Annotated in this window: 11 protein-coding genes; 5 read left to right on the top strand and 6 right to left on the bottom strand. The window is 70.5% G+C overall.

The window, feature by feature from the left end; all coding sequences use genetic code 11:
• The first annotated feature begins 13 nt into the window (after nt 1-13).
• Complete coding sequence (locus ABZ862_RS26090) at nt 14-1,216, top strand: glycosyltransferase 87 family protein (RefSeq protein ID WP_360962848.1); 1,203 nt, start codon at nt 14-16, stop codon at nt 1,214-1,216.
• A gap of 53 nt (nt 1,217-1,269) precedes the next feature.
• On the opposite strand, the gene ABZ862_RS26085 is transcribed toward ABZ862_RS26090, so the two are convergent.
• Nucleotides 1,270-1,896 (bottom strand): TetR/AcrR family transcriptional regulator, encoded by a 627-nt coding sequence (locus tag ABZ862_RS26085; protein WP_360962538.1) that lies wholly within the window; start codon nt 1,894-1,896, stop codon nt 1,270-1,272.
• Between the two features lie 209 nt (nt 1,897-2,105).
• Between ABZ862_RS26085 and ABZ862_RS26080 the strand changes: the two genes are divergently transcribed.
• Both ABZ862_RS26080 and ABZ862_RS26075 read left to right on the top strand, forming a co-directional pair.
• Nucleotides 2,106-3,026 (top strand): ABC transporter permease, encoded by a 921-nt coding sequence (locus tag ABZ862_RS26080; RefSeq protein WP_360962535.1) that lies wholly within the window; start codon nt 2,106-2,108, stop codon nt 3,024-3,026.
• The gene (locus tag ABZ862_RS26075) at nt 3,019-3,852 is read left to right on the top strand and encodes an ABC transporter ATP-binding protein (RefSeq protein ID WP_360962532.1); all 834 of its coding nucleotides are present in this window, start codon (nt 3,019-3,021) and stop codon (nt 3,850-3,852) included. Before ABZ862_RS26080 ends, ABZ862_RS26075 begins: the two co-directional genes overlap by 8 nt.
• Nucleotides 3,853-3,907: 55 nt before the next feature.
• Here the strand turns inward: ABZ862_RS26075 and ABZ862_RS26070 are convergent, their stop codons facing one another.
• Entirely contained in the window at nt 3,908-4,426 is a 519-nt protein-coding gene (locus ABZ862_RS26070; protein ID WP_360962529.1) for a GtrA family protein, read from the bottom strand.
• Nucleotides 4,427-4,569: 143 nt separating this feature from the next.
• On the bottom strand, nt 4,570-9,504 hold the full coding sequence (locus ABZ862_RS26065; RefSeq protein ID WP_360962527.1) for an NAD-glutamate dehydrogenase: 4,935 nt from the start codon (nt 9,502-9,504) through the stop codon (nt 4,570-4,572).
• Between the two features lie 587 nt (nt 9,505-10,091).
• Between ABZ862_RS26065 and ABZ862_RS26060 the strand changes: the two genes are divergently transcribed.
• Entirely contained in the window at nt 10,092-10,658 is a 567-nt protein-coding gene (locus tag ABZ862_RS26060) for a DJ-1/PfpI family protein (protein ID WP_360962524.1), read from the top strand.
• A 46-nt stretch (nt 10,659-10,704) separates the two neighbouring features.
• Here ABZ862_RS26060 and ABZ862_RS26055 read toward each other — a convergent pair whose 3' ends face one another.
• Both ABZ862_RS26055 and ABZ862_RS26050 read right to left on the bottom strand, forming a co-directional pair.
• Entirely contained in the window at nt 10,705-11,370 is a 666-nt protein-coding gene (locus tag ABZ862_RS26055) for an HAD family hydrolase (protein WP_360962521.1), read from the bottom strand.
• 79 nt (nt 11,371-11,449) lie between these two features.
• Nucleotides 11,450-11,965, bottom strand: a complete 516-nt coding sequence (locus ABZ862_RS26050; protein WP_360962518.1) for a hypothetical protein — start codon at nt 11,963-11,965, stop codon at nt 11,450-11,452.
• 308 nt (nt 11,966-12,273) lie between these two features.
• Between ABZ862_RS26050 and ABZ862_RS26045 the strand changes: the two genes are divergently transcribed.
• Nucleotides 12,274-12,744, top strand: coding sequence for an Rv3235 family protein (locus ABZ862_RS26045; RefSeq protein WP_360962516.1), 471 nt, complete (start codon nt 12,274-12,276; stop codon nt 12,742-12,744).
• 410 nt (nt 12,745-13,154) lie between these two features.
• Here ABZ862_RS26045 and secA read toward each other — a convergent pair whose 3' ends face one another.
• Complete coding sequence (gene secA, locus ABZ862_RS26040; RefSeq protein ID WP_360962513.1) at nt 13,155-15,971, bottom strand: preprotein translocase subunit SecA; 2,817 nt, start codon at nt 15,969-15,971, stop codon at nt 13,155-13,157.
• Between the last annotated feature and the right edge of the window lie 161 nt (nt 15,972-16,132).

Below are 16,132 nucleotides of genomic sequence, written 5' to 3'. Positions count from 1 at the left end.
CACCCGCGCCCTGATGCTGTGGATCCTGCTGCACGACGATCTCCCCGTGTTCGGCGGCGGTCATGTGGCGCGCGAGGTGTACGGCCTGTACTTCCGCTGGTACGGCGTCCTCACGCACGGTGCCTTCCCCGCGCACGACCCGCTGTGGCAGTACCCGCCGGGCGCGGGCCTGGTGCTGCTGGCGCCCGGTCTGCTGCCGGGCCTGACGTACTTCCAGGCGTTCGTGGTCCTCGCGCTCGCCGCGGACGCGGCCGTCACGGTCGCCCTCGCGCGCACGGGGAGCCGTCCCGGCCGCAGCCGGCACGGCGCCGTCTACTGGATCTGCTGCCTGCCCCTGCTGCTGCACCTCCCGTTCACCCGCTACGACGTGCAGGTCACGGCGTTCGCCGTCCTCTCCCTGCTGGTGCTCGCCCGCTCCCCGCGCGCGAGCGGGGTGTTCGCGGCACTGGGCAGCCTGATAAAGGTGTGGCCGGTCCTGGTGCTGCTGGGCCTGGAGCGCGGAAGGACGACACGGCGCGCGTGGACGTGGGCCGCGCTGACGGGCACCGTGTCTTTCGCCGTCCTCGCCCTCTCGTTCAGCCATCCGCTCTCCTTCGTGCTGCAACAGGGCGGCCGGGGCGTCCAGATCGAGTCGTTCGGGGGCACGGTCCTGAGCCTCGCGCGACACGCCGGGTGGCACGGCGGGGTGCGCTATCAGTTCGGCGCCATGGAGTTCACCGGACGGTATGTCGGCGCGGTGGCCGGCGTGTCGCTCGTCCTGACGGGAGTGGCGTTCGGGGTGCTGCTGCTGTGGCGGCTGCGGGCCAGGCGCTGGACCGCGGCGACGCCGTACGACGCCGCCCTGACGGCCGTCCTGCTGTTCACCGTCACCAGCAGGGTGATCAGCCCGCAGTACATGATCTGGCTGCTGGGACTGGCCGCGGTGTGCCTGACGTCGCGGCACACCGCGCTGCGCCCGGTGACGGCGCTGATCGCGGCCGCGACGGCGGTGAGCACGGTGATCTACCCGGTGCTGTACCGCGACGTGATCGTCTGCGACTGGACCGGCAGCACGCTGATACTGCTGCGCAACGGGCTGCTGGGCGTGGCGGCCGTCCTGTCCTTCACGCGGCTGTGGCGTTCCACGCGGCCCGCGCCGCCCTTGCCGCGCTCCGTGCCCGGGACACGTCCGCCCGTACCGGCCGTCCCGGCGGCCCGCAGCGGTCCGGTCGCCTGAGCCGAGCCCGGCCCGGGGCGACCCGGGCCGGGCTCGGCTCGGCTCCTCCGGGCTCAGAGCGCCTTCAGCGCCGCCGCCGTCGCGCGGGCCAGGGAGGCCAGATAGCCCTTGGGGAGCTTGGGGTTGCGGATGACCACCGAGCGCCAGTAGAGCGGGCCGGAGATCAGGTCCAGGGCGAGGTCCTCGTCGAGACCGGCGGAGATCTCGCCGCGGGCGGCGGCCGCCTTGACGATCCCGCTGGCCACACCGTCCTGGCCCTCGCGCAAAGCCTTCTGCATGGCTTCCGCGATGTCGGGATTGCGGGCCGCCTCGGCCTGCAGGTCGGGGATGATCTGCGACGCCACGGGGTGGCGCAGGGCGCGCGAGGTCACCTCGTACAGCAGCCGCAGGTCGCCCTCCAGCGAGCCGGTGTCCGGCGCGGGCAGCCCCTGCACGGCTATGGCGGACACCAGGTCGAGGACCAGGTGCTGTTTGGAGCGCCAGCGGCGGTAGACGGCCGTCTTGCCGACCCCGGCCCGGCGGGCGATGCCCTCGATGGACATCCGGGCATAGCCGGCGGAGGCGAGTTCCTCGAAGACCGCCGCCTGGATGGCCTCGGTCACGTCCTCCCGGAGTACGGCCGCCCCGGCGGGGGCACGGCGGCGAGGACGCGTCTGGGGGCCGTCGGCGTTCGTCGTCATGGGTCAAGCATAGGGCGTTACGACGATACGGTTGCGTTCCGGCGCCATAACGGCCTACTCTCACGTTGCGACGATACGGTCCCGTTCCGACGTAAGCAAACGCGTGGGAAAGCGTTGGCAAACAACGGGTGACGAGGTCGGCGTCGGCGCGCGGCACCCGGCGCCCCCGAGGGCCGCTCCCTCCCCCACCCCGAGCGAAAGCAGCGGATGTGAGCCAGGTCCTTCACACACCGCCCTCCACCGTGGCGGCACCGGCCGACGAAGCGGAACTCGCGGCCCTCGCCGCGCGGTACGAGCTCACGGTCAGCGGCGCACGCCCCACCCTCCCCGAGTACGTCCGGCAGCTGTGGGCACGCCGTCACTTCATCACCGCCTTCGCCACCGCCAAGCTCACCGCCCAGTACAGCGAGGCGAAGCTCGGTCAGATCTGGCAGATCATGACCCCGCTGCTGAACGCGGCGGTGTACTACTTCATCTTCGGTGTCCTGCTCGGCACCAAGCGGTCCGTGCCGGACTACATCCCGTTCCTGGTCACCGGCGTGTTCGTCTGGACGTTCACCCAGAGCTCGATCATGGCGGGCACCCGGGCCATCGCCGGCAACCTGGGCCTCGTCCGGGCACTGCACTTCCCGCGCGCCGCGCTGCCCATCTCCTTCGCGATCCAGCAGCTCCAGCAGCTGCTGTTCTCGATGGCCGCGCTCGTCGTGATCCTGCTCTGCTTCGGCGTGCCGCTCGCCGTCTCCTGGCTGCTGGTGGTCCCGACCCTGGTCCTGCAGTTCATGTTCAACGCGGGCGTCTCCATGATCATGGCCCGGATGGGGTCCAAGACCCCGGACATCGCCCAGCTGATGCCGTTCATCCTGCGCACCTGGATGTACGTGTCCGGTGTCATGTGGAGCATCGACAAGCTCACCAAGGCGGACAACCTGCCGCACTACGTGACGCTCGCGCTCCAGCTCAACCCGGGCGCGGTCTACATCGACCTGATGCGCTACTCGCTGATCGACAGCTTCCACTCCAGCCAGCTCCCTCCCCACGTGTGGCCGGCGGCCGCCGCGTGGGCGCTGCTCGCGGGCATCGGCGGCTTCATCTACTTCTGGAAGGCTGAGGAGACGTACGGCCGTGGCTGACAACACCGACACCAGGATCCCCACCGTCGTCGCCAGCGGCGTCGACATCGTCTACCGGATCAACGGCACCGGCTCCGGACGGGGCTCCGCCACCGCGGCCCTCAACCGCATGCTGCACCGCAAGCAGGCCGAGAAGGCCGCCGGCACCCGCAAGGTGCACGCGGTCAAGAACGTCTCCTTCGTCGCCTACAAGGGCGAGGCGGTCGGCCTCATCGGCACCAACGGCTCCGGCAAGTCCACCCTGCTCAAGGCCGTCGCGGGCCTGCTGCCCGTCGAGAACGGCCACATCTACACCCATGGCCAGCCCTCGCTCCTCGGCGTCAACGCGGCCCTGATGAGCGACCTCACCGGGGAGCGCAACGTCCACCTCGGCGGACTGGCGATGGGCATGTCCCGCGAGGAGGTGAAGGAGCGCTACCAGGACATCGTCGATTTCTCCGGCATCCAGGAGAAGGGCGACTTCATCACCCTCCCGATGCGGACCTACTCCTCCGGCATGGCGGCCCGGCTGCGGTTCTCCATCGCCGCCGCCAAGGACCACGACGTCCTGCTCATCGACGAGGCCCTCGCCACCGGCGACCGGCAGTTCCAGAAGCGCTCCGAGGAGCGCATCATGCAGCTGCGCGAACGGGCCGGCACGGTGTTCCTCGTCAGCCACAACAACAAGTCGATCCGCGACACCTGCGACCGGGTCCTGTGGCTGGAGCGCGGTGTGCTGCGCATGGACGGCCCCACGGACGAGGTCCTGGAGGCGTACGAGGCCTTCACCGGCGGTCCCGACAAGGACAAGGCGGCCAAGGCCAAGCCCAGGACGGCCGCCGCCTAGTACTGCGGCCGGCCCGCGGCCCCGGGACCTGTCCCGGCGGGCCGCGCGTCCCGCCTCAGCGGCGGAAGACCCACGTCCGGTAGACCGCGAAGCGGAAAGCCGACGCCAGCACGATCGAGAGCGCCTTGTCCACGTTGGACTCCAGCGGCCCCCGCATACCGAGGCCGTGATATCCGACGTAGAACAGGGCGCTTTCCATCACCACACCCACCACGCTGAACACGAAGAACAGGGCTATCTGCCGCCGGGTGCGCGAGGCCCGGTCGCGGTAGGTGAAATAGCGGAACCCCAGGTAATTGGTGACCATGGCGACGATGCTGGCCAGCACCGTCGCGACCATCGCCGGCCAGTGCAGTCCGTGCAGCAGGACATTGAACGCCAGGAAATTCACCGCCACGCCGCTGCCGCCGACCAGGCCGAATTTCACGGCCTCCAGGACGACGCTCCGGCCCGCAGCGGAAACCACCGGTTCGGTTTCCGCCTCCGGCTCCAGTTCCGGCTCCGGATTCGGCTCCGTCTCCGGTTCCGGGTGGCGGTCGGTCGGGGTGGCATGGGGCCGTTCGGTGACGTTCATCCCTCCCGTGTACCGGGCGAAGGTAAGTCCCTCACCCGATTCGCTTCGGGGAGCGGCAAGAAATCCGTACCCGGGCAGAGAAACGCGAGCGCCCCGGGCCCGCGGCGCGGGTCCCGGGGCGCCCTGCGCCCACCGCCGTACGGCTACGCGTGCGACCGCAGCAGCGTACGCATCGTGCGCATCGCGACCGACAGGTTGGCCAGGTCGAACGCCTCCGACGTCTGGATCTCCTCCAGCGTGCTGCGGGCCCGCCCGAGGATCGCCGCGTTGTTGCGCTCCCACTCCTCGAAGCGCTGCTCGGGCGTCGAGGTCCCGTTGCCGGCGGCGAGCACGTCCGCCGTGACCGCCGCGTGGACCGCGTAGAGGTCCTCACGGATCGCCGCGCGGGCCATGGACTGCCAGCGGTCGGCGCGCGGCAGCTCGCTGACACGGTCCATCAGCCGGGTGATGCCGAGACGGTCGGCCAGGTCGTAGTAGACCTCCGCGACATCCAGCGGGTCCTTGCCCGTGCGGTCGGCCACCGAGACGATGTCCAGCGTCGGGAACGCCGAGGAGAACCCGGCGATCCGGGTGGCCAGCTCGTCGGGGACACCGGCGGCCTCCATGACGTCGTGGATGCCCCGGTACCACTCCAGGTCCGTGCCGCGCAGCAGCTTCTCCAGCTGCGCCCAGACCTGCTCGACCCGCTCGGAGAAGAACTCCACCGTCTCGCCCAGTTGCAGCGGCTGCGGCCGGTTGTTGAGCAGCCAGCGGGTGCCGCGCTCGACCAGCCGGCGCGAGTGCAGCCGGATACGGGTCTGGACCACCGCGTCCACCTTGGTGTCCAGCGCCTCGACCGCGTCCCACACCGGGGCCGAGCGGAAGATCACACGCGCCACGGTCTGCGCCCGCACGATCTCCTCCAGCGACGCGCCGGTCTCCTCGCGCAGCCGGTGCAGATACGTCGTTCCGCCCGTGTTGACCGTGTCGTTGACCAGGACGGTCGTGGTGATCTCACGGCGCAGCGGATGGTGGTCGATCTGCTCCGCGAACCGCTCGCGCAGCGCGGTCGGGAAGTACGCGTACAGCAGGCCGCGCAGATACGGGTCCTCGGGCAGCGAGGTCGCCAGCAGCTCGTCGGCGACGGTGATCTTCGTGTACGCCAGCAGGACGGCCGTCTCCGGCCCGGTCAGGCCCTGACCGGTGCCGAGCCGCTCCCGGATCTGGCGGTCGGTGGGCAGGAACTCCAGCGCCCGGTCGAGGTGTCCCTCGCGCACCAGGTGGCGCATGAAGCGCTGCTGGGCGTGGAGCATGTCCTTGGACTGGGCCAGCGCGTTCGCGATCGCCGTGTTCTGCGCGTAGTTGTTGCGCAGGACCAGGCCGCCCACCTCGTCGGTCATCTCGGCGAGGAGCCGGTTGCGCTGCTTGACGGTCATGTCGCCCTCGGTGACCAGACCGTTGAGCAGGATCTTGATGTTCACCTCGTGGTCGGAGGTGTCCACGCCCGCGCTGTTGTCGATGGCGTCGGTGTTGATCCGGCCGCCGTGCAGCGCGAACTCGATACGGCCCAGCTGGGTCAGGCCCAGGTTGCCGCCCTCGCCGACGACCTTGACGCGCAGGTCGGCGCCGTCGACACGGATCGCGTCGTTGGCCTTGTCGCCGACATCGGCGTTGCTCTCCGCGGCGGCCTTCACATAGGTGCCGATGCCGCCGTTCCACAGCAGGTCGACCGGAGCGTGCAGGATGGCGCGCATCAGGTCGGCCGGGGTCAGCTTGGTCACCCCGGACTCGATGCCGAGGGCGTCGCGGATGTGCGCGTTGATCGTGATGGCCTTGGCGGTGCGGGGGAACACCCCGCCGCCGGGCGACAGCAGGCCCGTGTCGTAGTCGGCCCAGCTGGAGCGGTTGAGTGCGAACAGGCGGCGCCGTTCGGCGTACGAGGTGGCGGCGTCCGGGTCCGGGTCGACGAAGATGTGCCGGTGGTCGAAGGCGGCGACCAGGCGGATGTGCTCGGACAGCAGCATGCCGTTGCCGAACACGTCGCCGGACATGTCGCCGATGCCGACGACCGTGAAGTTCTCGCTCTGCGTGTCGACGTCCAGCTCGCGGAAGTGCCGCTTGACCGACTCCCAGGCGCCGCGGGCGGTGATGCCCATGCCCTTGTGGTCGTAGCCCGCGGAGCCACCGGACGCGAAGGCGTCACCGAGCCAGAAGTCGTACGCCTGCGCGACCTCGTTGGCGATGTCGGAGAACGTCGCCGTGCCCTTGTCGGCGGCGACCACCAGATAGGTGTCGTCCTCGTCGTGCCGTACGACGTCCGTGGGCGGCACGACCTCGCCGCCCGCCATGTTGTCGGTGATGTCGAGCAACGCGGAGATGAACGTCCTGTAGCAGGCGACGCCCTCGGCCAGCCACGCGTCGCGGTCCACGGCCGGGTCGGGCAGCTGCTTGGCGACGAAGCCGCCCTTCGCGCCGACCGGCACGATCACCGTGTTCTTCACCATCTGCGCCTTGACCAGGCCGAGGATCTCGGTGCGGAAGTCCTCACGCCGGTCGGACCAGCGCAGCCCGCCGCGCGCGACCTTGCCGAACCGGAGGTGCACGCCCTCCACACGCGGGGAGTACACCCAGATCTCGAACGCCGGGCGCGGCGCGGGCAGGTCGGGGATGGCCCGCGGGTCGAACTTCATCGACACGTAGCCGTGCGGCGTGCCGCCCTCGGTCCGCTGGAAGAAGTTCGTGCGCAGCGTCGCCTTGATGACGGTCAGGAAGGACCGCAGGATGCGGTCCTCGTCGAGGCTGGCCACCTGGTCGAGCGCGGCTTCGGCCTCCTCCAGCAGGGCGTCGACCAGCTCGTGCCCGGCCCGCTGGCGCTCCGGCGCCATCCGCGCCTCGAAGAGGGAGACCAGCAGCCGGGTGGTGTGGACGTTGTGCCGGAGGGTGTCCTCCATGTAGTCCTGGCTGAAGGTGGAACCGGCCTGGCGCAGGTACTTGGCGTACGCGCGCAGCACCATCGCCTGCCGCCAGGTCAGCCCGGCACCCAGCACCAGGGCGTTGAAGCCGTCGTTCTCCGCCTCGCCGGTCCAGGTCGCGCTGAACGCCTCCTGGAAGCGTTCGCGGCCGTCGTCGCCCAGGAAGTCGCCGCCGGGGCCGCACAGCGACGCCGGGATGCGGAGCCCGAAGTCGTAGATCCACGACATGCTGCGGTCCGCGCAGCGCAGTTCGTACGGCCGCTCGTCGACGACCTCGACACCGAGCCGGCTGAGGACCGGCAGGACCTCGGACAGCGAGACGGCCTCGCCCTTGCGGTAGATCTTGAAGCGGCGCTCGTCGGGTGCGGCGCCGACCGGCTCGTAGAGGCTGAGGGCGAAGCTGCTGTCGGCGTCGAGCGACTCCAGGTGGACGAGGTCGGCGACCGCCGCGCGCGGGCTGTGGTCGGCCTTGTAGCCCTCGGGGAAGGCGCTGCCGTAGCGGCGCAGCAGCTCGGCGGCCCGTTCCTCGCCGCACTCGGCGTTCAGTGCCTCGGCGAAGCCGTCCGCCCAGGAGCGGGCCGCCGCCACCAGGCGGGCCTCGATGCGCTCCTTGTCGCCGTCGCTGAGCTCCGGCAGCTCGGTGCCCGGCGCGACCCGTACGACGAAGTGCAGCCGGGACAGGATCGACTCGGTGTTCCAGGCGGTGAAGTCGACGCTGACGCCGCCCAGTTCCTCCTTGAGGATGTCGATGATCCGCAGCCGCACACCGGTGGTGTAGCGGTCGCGGGGAAGGTAGACGAGCGCCGAGTAGTAGCGGCCGTATTCGTCCTGGCGCAGGTACAGGCGCAGCCGGCGGCGTTCCTGGAGGTAGAGCACGGACGTGACGATGGAGCGCAGTTCGTCGGCCGGGGTCTGGAACAGCTCGTCGCGCGGGTACGTCTCCAGGATCTGCAGCAGGTCGCGCCCGTCGTGGCTGTGCGGTGCGAAGCCCGCGCCGCGCAGCACCTCGTCGACCTTGCGGCGCACCACGGGCACCCGGCGCACGGAGTCGGTGTAGGCGGACGAGGAGAACAGGCCGAGGAAGCGGCGCTCGCCGACGACGTCGCCGTTCGCGTCGAACTTCTTGACGCCGATGTAGTCCAGGTACGAGGGCCGGTGCACGGTGGCACGGCTGTTGGCCTTGGTCAGCACGAGCAGCTTGTGCTCGCGGGCCTTGGCGCGCGCGTCGGCGGGCAGCCGCTCGAAGGACGGGCTGACCGGATGGTTGTCGTCGCCACCGTGATGCGGGTCCGAGCGCAGTATGCCGAGCCCGGTGCCGGGGACGGCGGCCAGGGAGTCGTCCTCGCGCAGCCGGTACTCGCGGTAGCCGAGGAAGGTGAAGTGTTCGTCGGCGAGCCAGCGCAGCAGCTCGCGGGCCTCCTCGACGTCCTGCTCGCGCAGATCGGCGGGAAGCGGCTCGTCGGGCAGGCCCTCGGCGAGGCGGGAGGCCGCGAGGTGCATCTTCTCCCAGTCCTCGACGGCCTCACGGACGTCGGACAGGACGCGCAGCAGATCGGCGGTGATCTGCTTGAGGTCCGCGCGGTCGGTCTCGCGGTCGATCTCGACGTGGATCCACGACTCGTTGTGCGTGTCGTGCGGGAGGGCGCCGGCGGGCGCTTCGGGGAGGATCTCGATCAGCTTGCCGGTGACGTCGCGGCGGGCGGTGATCTGCGGGTGGATGACGACGTGGATGCCGCGGCCCTGGCGGGTCAGCTCGTTGGTGACGGAGTCCACCAGGAAGGGCATGTCGTCGGTGACGACCTCGACGACGGAGTGGCTGCACATCCAGCCGTTCTCGTCGACCGTCGGGGTGTGAACCCGCACGCTCGCGGTGCCCTGGGGACGGTTCTCGGCCAGCCGGTAGTGGGAGAAGGCGGCGCCGAAGAGGTCCTCCGGTTCGCGGCCCGCGAGGTCCTCCGGGGCGGTGTGCAGGTAGTAGCGCTGGAGGAACGCGAGCACGGTGTCCTGGTCCGGGAGGTCCCCGCTCGTCGTCCCGGTCGGTAGGTGGCCCCCGACCGGGCTGTTCTCAGCTACCCGGGCGGCCCTCTCGAGCAGCTCGGCCTTGGCTTCGTCCAGCTTGGTCTGCATTGTCCTCTGGCTCCTGTCGCGCGCCGTTGCGTGACGTAGAAAGAAGTACGGTCTCTTCCCCTGTGGCGTGACGCGGCGGCGCGTGGTGTCCGGTCTGCTCCGACGCTATGCCGCGGGGTGAGAGGGGCGGGGGGTTATCGGCCAATGTCGGCCTGTCCGACGGGTGTGACGCTGCTCTCCGTCCGGCCGCGTCCGCAGCCGCCGGGACTCCGTCCGGCGCCCGCGGAACCTGCGGGAACCCCGTCGGGGAGACCGCCGAGGTCTCCGTCCGGGCGACCGCCGGGGTCTCCGTCCGGGGGATCCGTGCGGTTCTGGGCCGCCCGCGAGGACCAGCGATCGCCGCCCGGTCACGGAGGTACTCCGTGACCGGGCGCGGAGCCGGGGCGGCGCTGCCCCCGCGACCTATCGCACTGATCACGTCACCCAGGCTAGCGCCCCCCACCCCCGGCCCGTCATGAGCCGTATGTGTACAAAACCGGGGGTCGGACTTTGACACTTCGCACAGAGACGGACGGGGTTGCGCCGACGTATCCGGCAGGGCAGGTTGCACATGACAGTTCACGCCCGTCCGAGGAGAACGACTCGTCATGACAGCGAAGATCCTCATCGTCACCGGTGACGCGGCCGAGTCGCTGGAGGTGCTGTACCCCTACCAGCGGCTCCGCGAGGAGGGCTACGAGGTCCACATCGCGGCGCCCGCCCGCAAGAAACTCCAGTTCGTCGTCCACGACTTCGAGCCCGGTTTCGACACGTACACCGAGAAGCCCGGCTACACCTGGGAGGCCGACCTGGCGTTCTCGGAGGTCGAACCCGGGGACTACGCCGCCGTCGTCATCCCCGGCGGACGTGCGCCGGAGTATCTGCGTAACGATCCCGAACTGCGCAAGATCCTCAAATCCTTCTTCGACACCGACAAGCCGGTCGCGCAGATCTGCCACGGCCCGCTGCTCACCGCCGCGACCGACAGCCTGCGCGGCCGTCGGGTCACCGCCTACCCGGCACTGGAACTCGACATGCAGGCCGCCGGGGCCACGTTCCAGGACACCGAGGCGGTCGTCGACGGCACCCTGGTCTCCTCCCGTGCCTGGCCGGACCACCCGGCGTGGATGCGGGAGTTCCTCACCGTGCTCCGGACGAAGGCGCCGGTGAGCTGAACCTGCCGCTGTAGCCGTCCCCGCGCCCGCTCCCGAGGCCCGGCGCTCACGCCGCGAGGCGCTGGGCCTCCTCGACCGCTTCCGCCAGGGTGTCCACCACCGGAGCACCGGTCTCCTCCAGGCTGGCCCGGCTGTGGGAACCGCCCGTGTAGAGCACGGCCCGCGCACCCACGTGCCGGGCGGCCAGCGCGTCGTCGGCGGCGTCGCCGATCACCACGGTGCGGGACGGCGCCACCTCCGCCAGTGCCCCGAGGTGGCGCACCATGTGCTCGGCCTTGCTGCCGCCGGAGGGGCCGGTGCGCCCGTCGACGCGTATGAAGTGCGGCTCGATCCCGAAGCCCTGGACCAGCGGGACGAGTTCGTCATGCACATACATGCTGAGGATCGACTGGCTGTGCCCCGCCGACCGCCATCCGGCGAGCAGTTCCTCCGCCCCGTCGGTCAGCGCGCACCGGGTGCGGTGCTCCGTGTAGTGGCGGTGGAAGACGCCGTCCATCAGCTCCCACTCGTCCCGCGTGGGCAGCCTTCCCATCAGCCGCTCGTAGAACTTCGGCACGGGCACGCAGTACAGCGCCCGGTACTGCTCCAGCGTGAGCGGGGCCAGGCCGAGCTCGGCGAACGCCGCGTTCGTCGCCCCGATGATCGCCTCGTTGTCGTGGAACAGCGTGCCGTTCCAGTCCCACACGATGTGCGTGGCCTTGTGCTTCCCCATGCACAGAACCGTACCGGCCACCACTGACAATGAGGAGACCCCGCAGGTGGGAAGGGTTTTGCGGCCCCGCTCGGCGTTCTCAGGCGCCGAGGCCCACCAGGTTCGGGATCTCCTGCGTCGCGTACCACAGCAGTTCGTGGTCCTCGGCGCCGTCCACGACGAACTGGGCGTCGTCGTCCCCGGCGTCCGCCGCCGCCAGCGCCCCGGCCGCCGCGGCCACGTCCTCCTCGGCGTCACCGGAGTCCGCGTGCACGGCCGCCGCCCGGGCCAGCCGTACGGTCCCGGAGACCCGCACCTCGCCGAGCGCCGCCGGGTCGAGGGCGCGGTCGGGGTCGGCGACCGCGGCGCCGTCGGGCACGTCCGCGGCGACGACGACCCGGCGCCGCTCCGCGTCCGGGTCGGCCGCGAGCAGCCGCAGCGACGCGAGGGCCGCCCGGTTCAGTGCCGCGTACTCCAGTTCCTCGATGTCGTCGGACAGGTACCACTCGCGCAGCCCGGGGGTGACGGCGTACGCGACGAACGGCCCGGTGCCCAGCTCGCCCGTCTTGTACGCGTCGGCGAGACGGGGAAGGGTCAGGGGGACGTAGACGCGCATGCTGCCGCTCTCCGTAGTCGTTCGTCGGCCCTTCCAGCGGGCCCTGAGGGGTCTTCAGGATACGTGCGGATGTCCTCTTTCGAGTCGCTGACAGGCACCCGGGACGCGTCAACCCCGGCCCCGGCAGCTCACCCCTCACCGGCCCGCCGCCACAGGCTTCCGCCCGCCCCGCTCACCCTCACAGAGGAACTTTTCCGCCGCCCGACACGGACGCGGCGCTGCTTGCCGCCGCCCGGCCGGAGCCCGTACAAGGTCCGCAACAGAAAGTTACCGCCCGGTACGCGCCGGGCCGTCCGTCACGGGGAGCCATGAACAAGGTCATGACCAGAGCGGCGCAGCGCCCGGCCCAGCGTCCACCGTCCCGCCGCGACCAGCGCCGTCCCGGCGGCGGCCACCGTCCGGCGGCCGGACCGGCCGTCCTGCGGCCCTCGCCGGCCCCACGCCCCACCGACCTCTTCGCCGACCGTCTCCTCGCCGTACTGAGCGGCCGGCGGCCCGTGCACTGGATGCTCCGGCACACCGCGGGCCACGCCTACGACGACCTCGCCCGCCTCGCGGAACGCGGCACCCTGCGCACCACTCGCGGCACCCTGCCCGTCGTCCGCGACATCGGCTACTTCGTACCGCGCCGGGGCGCCGTCGAGGCGTTCGCCCGCATCGGCGCGGGTGACCAGGTCCGCGCCATGGCGTTCCGGCTGGAACGGGGCCCGGACCTCCGCTGGCGCTGCACCGCGGTGGAACTCGGCGGCCCCCGCCCACCCCGCGACCAGGACGAGTGACCCACCCGACACCAACCACCCGAAGCACCCGAACCGGGCGGGCCGGGCACGCCCGGCGGGCCGCCCGTGCCGGGACCCGTGGCGCGCGCCCGGCGCGGAGCCGCGGGTCCCGGCACAGCCGGAGACTCCACCGCCGGTACGCGAACCCCGGTCCGCCGAACGAGGCCATGCGCCGCAGCCCCGGCGGGGTCAGGGGCGCAGCCCCTGGGACGGGACGGGAAGGGGCGGCGGGGGCGACAACCCGCCCCCGCCGGACACACGGGGCCGCCGCCCGCGCCCGGCCGCCCCCCGCCGGGCCTGACGGCCACAGTCCGGGCGGCCGAGCCCACTGGCGGGCCCGCGCACGCGGAAGGGCCGCGCCCCACCACAGTGGGGGCACGGCCCTTCCGGGACGAGCGGACGCCGGCGGGTTACTTGCGCCGCCGCCGTCCCGCCTTCGCCTGCTTCCGCCGCTCCGCCCGGGTGAGCCCGTCCGCCTCGGAGCGCACCGGCTCGTCGTCCGCGTCGAACTCGCCCTCGACGGTGCCGCCCTCGCCGTCCACGGTCGGCGCCGAGAAGTGCAGGTTCCGCCGCTGCGGGGCGTCGAGCCCCTTGGCGCGGATCTCCGGCCGGGCCCCGGCCTGCGCGGGCACCGCGTCGTGCTTCTCGAGGTCGGCCACCGGCTTGGCCTCCTCCACGGGGACCTCCTCGACCTGCTGCTCGACCTGGACCTCCAGGTTGAACAGATAGCCGACGGACTCCTCCTTGATGCCCTCCATCATGGCGGTGAACATGTCGAAGCCCTCGCGCTGGTACTCGATCAGCGGGTCCTTCTGGGCCATGGCGCGCAGGCCGATGCCCTCCTGGAGGTAGTCCATCTCGTAGAGGTGCTCGCGCCACTTGCGGTCCAGGACCGACAGCACGACCCGGCGTTCCAGCTCGCGCATGATCTCGGAGCCGAGCTGTGTCTCACGCGACTCGTACTGCTCGCGGATGTCGTCCTTGATGGACTCGGAGATGAACTCGGCGGTCAGACCGGCCCGGTCGCCGGCCGCGTCCTCCAGCTCCTCGACGGTGACCTTCACCGGGTAGAGCTGCCGGAACGCGCCCCACAGCCGGTCGAGGTCCCAGTCCTCGGGGAAGCCCTCGGCGGTCTCGGCGCCGATGTAGGCGTCGATCGTGTCGTCCATGAAGTGCTGGATCTGTTCCTGGAGGTCCTCGCCCTCCAGGACGCGGCGGCGCTCGCCGTAGATGACCTCGCGCTGGCGGTTGAGGACCTCGTCGTACTTGAGGACGTTCTTGCGGATCTCGAAGTTCTGCTGCTCGACCTGTGACTGGGCGGACGCGATCGCGCGCGTGACCATCTTGTTCTCGATCGGCACGTCGTCCGGGACGTTCGCCATGGACATCACGCGCTCGACCATCTGGGCCTTGAACAGCCGCATCAGGTCGTCACCCAGGGAGAGGTAGAAACGCGACTCGCCGGGGTCGCCCTGACGGCCGGAGCGACCGCGGAGCTGGTTGTCGATACGCCGCGACTCGTGCCGCTCGGTGCCCAGGACGTAGAGGCCACCGAGATCCTTGACCTCCTCGAACTCGGCCTTCACCGCCTTCTCGGCACGCTCCAGAGCAGCGGGCAGGTACTGGGCCCACTCCTCGATGTGCTCCTCGGGGTCGAGGCCGCGCTGGCGCAGCTCCGCCTCGGCGAGGTCGTCGGGGTTGCCGCCGAGCTTGATGTCGGTGCCACGGCCGGCCATGTTGGTCGCCACGGTCACGGCGCCCCGGCGGCCGGCCTGGGCGACGATCTGCGCCTCACGTTCGTGGTGCTTGGCGTTGAGCACCTCGTGCTGGACGCCGCGCTTGCTGAGCTGCTGCGAGAGGTACTCGGACTTCTCGACCGAGGTGGTGCCGACCAGGATCGGCTGGCCCTTCTCGTGCTTCTCGGCGATGTCGTCGACGACCGCCTCGAACTTCGCGACCTCGGTGCGGTAGATCAGGTCGGACTGGTCCTTGCGGACCATCGGCTTGTTGGTCGGGATGGGCACCACACCGAGCTTGTAGATCTGGTGGAACTCGGCGGCCTCGGTCATCGCCGTACCGGTCATGCCGGAGAGCTTGTTGTAGAGGCGGAAGAAGTTCTGCAGGGTGATCGTGGCGAGCGTCTGGTTCTCGTCCTTGATGTCCACCCCTTCCTTCGCCTCGATCGCCTGGTGCATGCCCTCGTTGTAGCGGCGGCCGGCGAGGATACGGCCGGTGTGCTCGTCGACGATCATGACCTCGCCGTCGAGGACGACGTAGTCCTTGTCGCGCTTGAAGAGTTCCTTGGCCTTGATGGCGTTGTTCAGATATCCGACGAGCGGGGTGTTGACCGACTCGTAGAGGTTGTCGATGCCCAGCCAGTCCTCGACCTTGGTGACGCCGGGCTCGTGGATGGCGACGGTGCGCTTCTTCTCGTCGACCTCGTAGTCGCCGGTCTCCTCCAGGCCCTTGAGCGGGTTGCCCGCCTCACCGCGCTTGAGGCGCAGGACCAGCTTGGCGAAGTCGCCGTACCACTTGGTGGCCTGGTCGGCCGGGCCGGAGATGATCAGCGGCGTACGGGCCTCGTCGACCAGGATGGAGTCGACCTCGTCGACGATGGCGAAGTTGTGGCCGCGCTGCACGAGCTCGTCCTGCGACCAGGCCATGTTGTCGCGCAGATAGTCGAAGCCGAACTCGTTGTTCGTGCCGTACGTGATGTCGCAGGCGTACTGCTCACGGCGCTGGGCCGGGGTCATGTTGGCGAGGATGCAGCCGACCTCCAGGCCCAGGAACTTGTGGACGCGGCCCATCATCTCGGAGTCGCGCTCGGCCAGGTAGTCGTTGACCGTGACGATGTGGACGCCGTCCCCGGACAGCGCGTTCAGATAGGCCGGCAGCGTACCGACGAGGGTCTTGCCCTCACCGGTCTTCATCTCGGCGACATAGCCGAGGTGGAGCGCGGCGCCGCCCATCATCTGAACGTCGTAGTGCCGCTGACCCAGGACACGTTTGGCCGCCTCACGGACGGTGGCGAACGCCTCGGGGAGCAGGTCGTCCAGGCTCTCGCCGGCGGCGTAACGCTCCTTGTACTCATCGGTGAGGGCCCGCAGCTCGGCGTCGGAGAGGTCGACGAAGTCCTCTTCGATGGAGCTGACCTGGTCCGCGATGCGGTGCAGCTTGCGCAGGATCTTGCCTTCGCCTGCACGCATGATCTTCGAGAGGACGGACACGGGGGCTTGTCTCCTTGCCGGTCGGGCCTGGGACGGTCGGGTTTCCGGTGGACTTGTTGAGCAACGGCCATCGTATGCGAGGACACGGCCACGCCGGGAGGCCCGCCGTGACGACTGCTACGGGGCCGCCGCTCGATCGGCGCTCCGCATGGACAACGGCC

Source organism: Streptomyces sp. NPDC047000, assembly GCF_040644295.1.
GTDB lineage: Bacteria > Actinomycetota > Actinomycetes > Streptomycetales > Streptomycetaceae > Streptomyces.
The sequence above is the reverse complement of the archived record's forward strand: the minus strand, read 5'-3'. Positions and strand labels throughout refer to the sequence as shown.